The organism is Catellatospora sp. NPDC049609 (assembly GCF_040675365.1).
In the GTDB taxonomy this organism is placed as follows: Bacteria; Actinomycetota; Actinomycetes; order Mycobacteriales; family Micromonosporaceae; genus Catellatospora.
Genome location: NZ_JBFAOU010000263.1, coordinates 1 through 7,872, shown reverse-complemented (window position 1 = coordinate 7,872; position 7,872 = coordinate 1). Strand labels below are relative to the sequence as shown.

General features: G+C 66.3%; 7 protein-coding genes and 2 pseudogenes. 7 read left to right on the top strand and 2 right to left on the bottom strand.

The genetic code is table 11. The features are described 5' to 3' along the window. Positions 1-366: 366 nt before the first annotated feature. On the top strand, positions 367-1,791 hold the full coding sequence (locus AB0J67_RS37570) for a helix-turn-helix transcriptional regulator (RefSeq protein ID WP_363489973.1): 1,425 nt from the start codon (positions 367-369) through the stop codon (positions 1,789-1,791). On the opposite strand, the gene AB0J67_RS37565 is transcribed toward AB0J67_RS37570, so the two are convergent. Further along, positions 1,788-2,351 carry an NUDIX hydrolase gene (locus AB0J67_RS37565; RefSeq protein WP_363489971.1) on the bottom strand — a complete coding sequence of 188 codons (564 nt, stop codon included), beginning with the start codon at positions 2,349-2,351 and terminating at the stop codon, positions 1,788-1,790. The two genes, AB0J67_RS37570 and AB0J67_RS37565, sit on opposite strands and share 4 nt — an antisense overlap. A gap of 475 nt (positions 2,352-2,826) precedes the next feature. Between AB0J67_RS37565 and AB0J67_RS37560 the strand changes: the two genes are divergently transcribed. The 5 genes and pseudogenes from AB0J67_RS37560 to AB0J67_RS37540 form a co-directional block, all read left to right on the top strand. Further along, positions 2,827-3,018 carry a hypothetical protein gene (locus AB0J67_RS37560; RefSeq protein WP_363489969.1) on the top strand — a complete coding sequence of 64 codons (192 nt, stop codon included), beginning with the start codon at positions 2,827-2,829 and terminating at the stop codon, positions 3,016-3,018. Positions 3,019-3,044: 26 nt separating this feature from the next. Beyond that, on the top strand, positions 3,045-3,317 hold the full coding sequence (locus tag AB0J67_RS37555; protein ID WP_363489967.1) for a hypothetical protein: 273 nt from the start codon (positions 3,045-3,047) through the stop codon (positions 3,315-3,317). 499 nt (positions 3,318-3,816) lie between these two features. Next, positions 3,817-5,019 (top strand): radical SAM protein, encoded by a 1,203-nt coding sequence (locus AB0J67_RS37550; protein WP_363489965.1) that lies wholly within the window; start codon positions 3,817-3,819, stop codon positions 5,017-5,019. A gap of 187 nt (positions 5,020-5,206) precedes the next feature. Continuing rightward, positions 5,207-6,004 carry a hypothetical protein gene (locus AB0J67_RS37545; protein WP_363489963.1) on the top strand — a complete coding sequence of 266 codons (798 nt, stop codon included), beginning with the start codon at positions 5,207-5,209 and terminating at the stop codon, positions 6,002-6,004. Positions 6,005-6,549: 545 nt separating this feature from the next. After that, a pseudogene (locus AB0J67_RS37540) lies at positions 6,550-7,077 on the top strand (IS30 family transposase); the annotation flags it as partial. Here the strand turns inward: AB0J67_RS37540 and AB0J67_RS37535 are convergent. Then, entirely contained in the window at positions 7,031-7,267 is a 237-nt protein-coding gene (locus AB0J67_RS37535; protein WP_363489975.1) for a transposase, read from the bottom strand. The pseudogene AB0J67_RS37540 and the gene AB0J67_RS37535 sit on opposite strands and share 47 nt — an antisense overlap. A gap of 204 nt (positions 7,268-7,471) precedes the next feature. Between AB0J67_RS37535 and AB0J67_RS37530 the strand changes: the two are divergent. Then, positions 7,472-7,872, top strand: a pseudogene (locus tag AB0J67_RS37530) (IS30 family transposase); the annotation flags it as partial.

Here is a 7,872-nt window from a genome sequence, read left to right as displayed (position 1 = left end):
GTCCTATCGGGAGCTTCACTTCACGGCCCGCATCCCCACGCCCAGTTGATCAACCTGAGACATCCACATCTATCAGGATGAAATGACCTCAGTGCCTCATCGACGCCGAAGGTGGTCAACGCGACCAGCTCGATTTCGTCCACGGCGTCCCTCACCCCGTTGCCATGTACGTTACGAACGAGCCGAGCCTCAGCACGACCATCCGTTCCATCAGTCAAACCCTATCGGCTAACTGTTCCTGAGCTCCAAATTCACGGCGCCCGTTCGCTGTGCGCAAAGTCGGCTTCGTTCGTGACTGACGGCCGATCATTAGGTACGGTTGTCAATGCAGTCGGTTTGCGTCAAGCCTTTTAGGAAATCCCCGGCGTGAACCCCCGCACCACCCACGAAATCAGCTTCGTCGCCAGGGAGAGGGTCATGCCGCGACGATCTGTTCTTGTCGACCCAGCCTTTCCTTCGCGACTCAAGGAGTTGCGGGAGCAGCGAGGAGTCTCTCTGCGGCGTCTTGGCCAGCAGGTGCACTGCTCCCACGGGTTCTTGTGGGACCTGGAAGCCGGCAAGAAGCAGCCGAGCGTATCGGTCGCGTTATTACTGGACGGCGCACTCGCCTGCAATGGCGAATTGTCAGCCATGGTGCGGGAGATGTCAGCCGACAACAGCGGACACAAAGATGCTCGCGACCACGACGCCCCCAGTGGTCTCGGGCTAGAGTTTGCGCCGGATTGGCGACAGGGTGTCGCCCTCGCCGTAGACCTTTGGCAGGAAGATGTGCAGCGGCGGAAGATGCTCCGGGCCGTCGGGTTCAGCGCCACGGCGTTCATGGCGCCTGCGATGCGGTGGCTTGTTTCGCCGATGGACGAACGCCCGTCCGGCGACGGCGATCGTCTGATCGGTGAACCCGACGTCGAGACGGTCAAGCGGATCACTGCGACGTACCGCACGCTCGACAACCAGTTCGGTGGTGGCCATGTGCGGGAGAGCATCGTGCGGTTCCTCCAAGGAGAGGTGGCCGCGATGCTGCAAGGCAGATACGACGCGAACACGGGCCGGGCGTTGCTGTCGGCTGCGGCTGAGGCGACGCAGCTGGCCGGGTGGGCGTCGTACGACATCGGCATGAACGGGCTGGCTCAGCGGTACATGATCCAGGCGCTGCGGCTGGCATATGGTGCCGGTGACCGCGCCCTGGGTGCCGAGATCCTAGCGGCGATGAGCCATCAAGCCGCCTATCTGAAAGCTTCGGCACATGCGGTCGATCTTGCCCGTGCGGCGGGCCGGGTGGCCGCGGAGGCGGGGATCAAGGCGATCGAGGCCGAGTCCGCGGTTCTGGAAGCGCAGGGTCATGCCTCGGGTGGGGACGAGGCGGCCTGCGCCAAGGCTCTGGACCGGGCTGAGCGCGCGTTCGACAAGGCCGATCGCACCAGCGCCCCGCAGTGGATCGGGTACTTCGACGAGTCGTATCTAGCGGCCAAGTTCGGCCACTGCTTCGCCGCCCTGGGCCGGGGTGACCTCGCGCGGCGTTTCGCCGAGCGCTCCCTCGACATGGACGGCCGGCATTACGCGCGTGGCAAGCAGTTCAACCTGGCGTTGCTAGCGACCGCACACGCCCAGGCAGGCGAACTCGATCAGGCTAGCGCGGTAGGCATGCAGGCGGTCGACGCGGCCGAAGGGCTGGATTCGATGCGTGCTCGCGACTACCTGGGCGAGTTGTCGGACCGGCTTGCCAAGCACGTCGGTCTGCCCGCCGTGCGGGAGTTCACCGAACGGGCTCGCCCTGTGCTAACTGCCATCTAGAGCTTGCCCTGCGCTCTCAGTAGAAGAACGGCGAGCAGGCCTGCGACGGAGCCCGCGCCGACGATCTCGCCGAGGCGCATCCGACGCTCGATGTCGTCGAGGGGTATCCACTCGACTCGTTCGGCCTCGTTGACGTCGGGTGCGGTACCGATGTGGTCGGCCCCGCGCCCCAGGTAGACGAGATTCGCCTGGTCAATGGTGCCCACCATTGGCTGAAAGGTCACCAGCGGCTCCAGAGTTCGTGGCCGCCAGCCGGTCTCCTCCTCGACCTCGCGTGCGGCGCACACGGCCGGGTCCTCGTCAGGATCGATGTAGCCGCCGGGCAGCTCCCACACCCAGCGGTCGAGGATGAAGCGGTGGCGCCACATCATCAGCACGCGCTCGGCGTCATCGACCACGATCACCATTGCCGCTGTCGGCACGCGGAGCACGTACTGCTCGAAGCGGACGCCGTTGGGCAGCTCGACGTCGGCGATGCTCAGCGCCGCACGCCGGGTGTCGTCGACCACCCGCTCGCCGTGAATCGTCCACTCGCTGGCCCGACGGCCGCCCACCTGCATGGAACGACCCTAACGGGTCCGGCCCACCCTCGGCACTGACTGTTTGCCGTTGTCGGCCGACAACGGCTGACGCCTGTCCGCTTCATGGTTACAAGCCGCAGCCGCCACGCTACTGATCGACGGGCATTCCCGTCGATCCCGCCGCCGGGCACCGCCACGCACCGCGGTGTACCGCTACGGGAGAAGGCCCCGGCCGGACGTGACACCGCCTCCGTCCGGCCGGGCGCATCGCGTGACGACGGGAGGGTTCAGCGGTGAACGCCGCAGCGAGCGCGATCAAGCCGACCAGAGCGTGCCTGCCCCAAGTGCAGCATTTGGCGCGGGTGCATTGCCCGATCTCGTGGCCAGAGGGTGATCGTTGCCTCAACTGCCACGAAATGTTCCCGTGCACGACCTACAGCTGGGCCTTCGATGCGCTCATCGACGCCGGGTGGAGCGCCACAGAGGTCCTGGCTCTGGACGCCAGAACAGGACCATGGTCATGATCATCACAGCTGACAAGCCGGACGGTGGCATCGAGATGGATGCGCGCTCGATCCTGCTGGTGCACACGCCCGACGAAGGCGGCCTGTGCCAGGGCTGTTACGAGTTCACCTGTACGTTCGCCCGGTTTCCGTGCTCTCAAGCTCAGTGGGCTCGGGCAGTGCAAGACGGCGACCTCTCATGAAGCCACTACACGCCAAGGTGCTGGCGGTGCGCAGCGTTCCCCGCCTGCAGATCTACAAGGTCCTGCTCGCTGAGCCCGGCCTGGCTTGGACCATCCGCGACCTTGCCGGATCGCTACCGGACGTGTCGGTGGAGGCGGTGACCGCGACTCTGCACCTGATGATGAGCGAACGGCTGATGAACCAGGTACGCCCCGCCCGAGGCCTTACCTTGCAGCTCAACAACGAAGGCCGCACGGCGATCCAGCAGATCGTTCAAAGTTGGTCCGCCGCCCCGACCGCCGGGGAGAGCCTGCTGTGAAACCGATCCGAGCCATGGTGCCAGCCGCCGCACTCCTCGGCGTTGACGCCGCCCACCGTGTCATCGCCGAACATCTGCGCTCCGATGTCGGCGGGCGGTGTCTGTCCTGCAGGGAGTTAGAGCCCTGCGCTCAGCGTGCTACGGCGCATGCCGCACTGTTCGGTCATGATCGCCAACTTCCTCGCCGACGGCCCATGGAGCTGATCGGCGCTGGTGGGGACTTCAGTGCGGGCGTGAGATCAGCGTTCTACGCCTTCGGCGCGTCGAGCGGAGACCGGACGCATAGGGCCGGTTCGTAGCCCTGGCGCCGGCGAGCGATGGCGTCATTCACAGGCAACCAGCGGACCGAGGAGTGATGGCTGCATGCTCAGGGGACCACCACGACTGCGCTGATGAACTCGCGCCAGTCCGGCTGTTCGGCGCACCCAAGGGCCGGAACTCCGGGCGGTCGCCGGCCAGGCAGCCGCCCACCACCCCACTCCCTCAGGAGGTGATCGACGTGCACCAGCTCATCGCCACTCCGTTCCTCGACGACGGCCATCTCATCCTCAAACCCGGCAGCGAGCAGGGCATGCGCATTCCCGCCGGGCATTACGAGCAGCTTCGCGACCTGTCCGCGCGTCACGGCCCAATACCGGACTGGCTGGGCAACGCCACCATGAACGGCTGGGGGCTACGCCTGCACGAGGAGCCCGTCAACCAGGTCGTGACCGTGCGCCAGCCCAGCAGCTACGGCTACGGGCGGGCGTCGTGGGAGCTCAACCTCGGCTGCAACTACGACTGCGAGCACTGCTACCTCGACATCAAGCGCTTCGAGGGCCTGGCCTGGGAGCAGCGGGTCCAGCTCCTGCACATCCTCCGTGACGCAGGGGTGGTGTGGCTGCAGTTGACCGGCGGCGAGCCGCTGATCGACAAGCTGTTCACCGACACCTACACGTACGCGTGGGACCTCGGCATGATGATCTCGATCTCGACCAACGCGTCCCGCCTGTGGAAGCCGGAGATCCTCGACCTGCTGCGCACCCGCCCGGCGTACCACATCACCATCAGCGTCTACGGTGCCACAGCCGACAGCTACGACGCGCTCGTACGCCGCCGCGGCGCCTTCGACAAGTTCCACCGAGGCCTGGCCGCCGCCAGCGAGGCCGGGCTGACCATGAACCTCAACCTCGTGGTCACCAAGACCAACGACACCGAGGTCGACGGCATGATCGCGCTCGCCGAAGGGTTCGGGCTGCCCTACCACGTGTTCTCGAACATGTCTCCGACGATCATGGGCAGCGCACGGAGCCTGCCCGCGCAGTCGATGCCGCTGCTCAAGGCACGCAAGCCGTTCACCGGCTGCAACGCCGGGCACACGTTCTTCCACGTGGACCCGCACGGCATGGCCTCGATCTGCAAGGTCGGCCGGGACCCCCACATCGACCTCCTCGCCGAAGGCGTGGAGGGCCTGCGCCGACTCGGCGGCATCGCTGACAGCCTGCTCGCCAGGACCGGCGGGTGCAGCGGCTGCGGCGTGCAGGGCACCTGCAACACGTGCATGCCGCTGGTCCGGCTGTACCGGCAGGCGAAGTCGCCGATGGAGCGCTACTGCCAGCACCGAGAAAGTGGGGAGGTGATTGTCAATGGCACCGACAGCCACAGCGACCCGGCCGGCACCGGTCATGGTCGCGCTGTCCCAGCGTCCGCAGCCGCGGCCTGAGGTGACGGAGATCGAGTTCGTCAACGTCGAGCAGACCGTCCTGGCCGCGAACAAGTGCAACTGCAACTCCAGCGACGACAACCCGTACTGACGACCGACGAGGGTGGTCCCGGCGTGGGCGCTGGGACCACCCTCCACCAGCCCGGTAACCTCGCCGCCAACAGGCGGCCCAGAGAAGGAGGAGACCATGAACCGGCGCGTGTCATGGCAAGACCTTCCCGCCAGCCTACGGCGCCTGATCGAGGCCGAGGCGGGAGTCTTCGTCCGCGCCGAGCAGGTCGGCACCGGGCACAACTGCCTGCTCGGCATGGTCATGCACACGGCTCACGACCGCTACTTCCTCAAGGGCGTCCCCGCCGACCACAAGCGGGCCGTCTGGACCCAGAGCAACGAGGCAGCGATCAACCCCCACGTCCGGCACGTGTCGGCACCACTCGTCTTCCACGTAGCCGCCGACGGCTGGGACGTGCTCGGCTTCCGGTACCTCGACGCTCAACACGCCGACTTGAGCCCCGGCTCACCGGACCTGTCGAAGATCACCGCGAGCCTGCAGGCCCTCGCCGCCATTCCTGCGCCCGACGGGCTCATGCTGCGCACCGCCGAAGATCGCTGGCGCGACTACGCAGGCGACCACGCGCACCTGCTCGCTGGGACGACTGTCGCGCACACGGATCTGCATCGCCACAACATCCTGATCGACGGCACCGCGAAGTTCATCGACTGGGCGTGGCCAACCCTCGCCGCACCCTGGTTCGACACCGCCTGCATGGGACTACAAATCATCCACGCAGGCCACACGCCTAAGGATGCCGAGCTGTGGTGCCAGGACTCCCCCGCCTTCGCCGCTGCCTCCGAGCAAGCGGTGACGACCTTCGTCACCGCCGCCCGAAGTCTGTGGGCTGAGATCGCCACCGCCGACCCCCAACAGTGGAAGGTCGAAGTCGCTGAGGCCGCCTGTACCTGGGCGGCTTACCGGAACGGGTAGCGGCCGGCCAACTGCGCATTGCATGCCGAATCGGCTCGGGTGGCGGTCGTCCTGAAATCCACTTGAACCACTCTGTGCACTCTTCGAAGGGCGTTACGGAAACGACACCCGTCCGATCCCCGACCGACGCTCGCAGCAAGATCAAAAGCCGAGAGATGACGGCAACTGACGGCGTATATCAACAGGTCACGGCGCATCCGAGCACACATTGAGCACACGCCCGACCGCATCCCAGCCATCCCCAGAATGCCAGAAGCCCCGTCTGACAAGGCTTGAGTTCTAGTGGTTGTCGCAACACCCCAGTTCATGGGGGTGCGATGGACTTCAAGATCCGCGCTGACCGTACGGCGCAGGGACCGAAGAAGCTGCGTGCTGAACGGGAGGAATACTTCCGGCTCGTGCAGCAGGGCTATGGCAACAGGGAGGCGTCCCGACGAGTCGGCGTTCATGAACGGACCGGACGCGAGTGGCGCAACGGCCGGATGGACCCCAACAGGCTCCGGGCGCCCGCTCAGGCAGAGCGGGCGCCCGGAGCGTCGTCGAGGTCTCTGCAGGAGGCTGATCGTCTTCACATCGCCGACCGGCTGCGGGACAAGGCCTCGGTCCGGGCGATAGCCGCAGAGCTCGGCCGCAGCCCGTCCACCATCAGCCGGGAGATCCACCGCAATCGGCATCCGGGCAACGGCCAGTACCGGCCGTATGCCGCTCAGGCCCGAGCAGACGCCCGCCGGCCACGTCCCAAGCCCGGCAAGATCGGACAGAATGCCGCCCTGCGGGACTTCATCCAGGATCACCTGGACAAACGGTGGAGCCCGGAACAGATCTGTCAGGCTCTGCGCAGACACTTCCCCGCGCGGCCGGAGATGCACGTGGTCCACGAGACGATCTACCAGGCCCTCTACGTTCAGGGCCGGGGTGAGCTGCGCCGTGAACTCACCCGGGCGCTGCGCACCGGCCGTGCCCGTCGCAAGCCGCACCGGCAGGCGGCCAGCCGCCAGCCACGCTTCACGCACCCCATGGTCATGATCAGCGAACGACCGGCCGAGGTCGAGGACCGGGCCGTGCCCGGCCACTGATGTCGACCGCCCAGGTCAACTGCGATGCCAGGTTGCCTGCGGTGGTGACGAGCGCGACGATCTCAACCTCGTCGTTACCGATTTTGGTCGACAACAGCCTCTTGCCGTCGCTGTCCACGACACACGCCCAGTGATGGGTCTTGCCGACATCAATGCCGACCCACGCTCTGTCGAGTTGTCCCGCCATGCGCGTCTCCGTCCGCCGATCTCCGGATACTGTCAGCGGCCCGTGGAACACCCCGCTGACACTTCCGTAACCGAGCGACCGAGCGCAGATCTCAATCAGCAGCCAGGGCACCCCGAAGAGCCGGGCGGACATTCCCAGTAAGCGACCAGAGCGCAAGGCGACCTCAGCCACACCCGGCCCTCCTGGGCCACCGACAGTCTTACGGAAGGCGATCTGATCATCGGCAAAGACGGCGGTTCGGCCATCGGAACGCTCGTCGAACGCTCCACCCGCTACGTCATGCTCGTCCACCTGCCCACCGGCCGTAGCGCCGAACATATGCGCGACGCCCTCCAGGCGACAGTGCAAGCCCTACCGGCCCACCTGGTCCGCTCCCTCACCTGGGACCAGGGATCCGAAATGGCAGCCCACCACGCCTTCAGCGTGGCCACCGACATCCCGGTCTACTTCTGCGATCCGGGCAGCCCATGGCAGCGCGGCTCGAACGAGAACACCAACGGCCTGCTGCGGCAGTACTTCCCGACTTGTATTGGGATAGCGGTGTTCGTGATCGGGTTGGCCGCCCGTAACGTGCCGCAGGACGCCGGGCAGGCTGACTCGAGTAC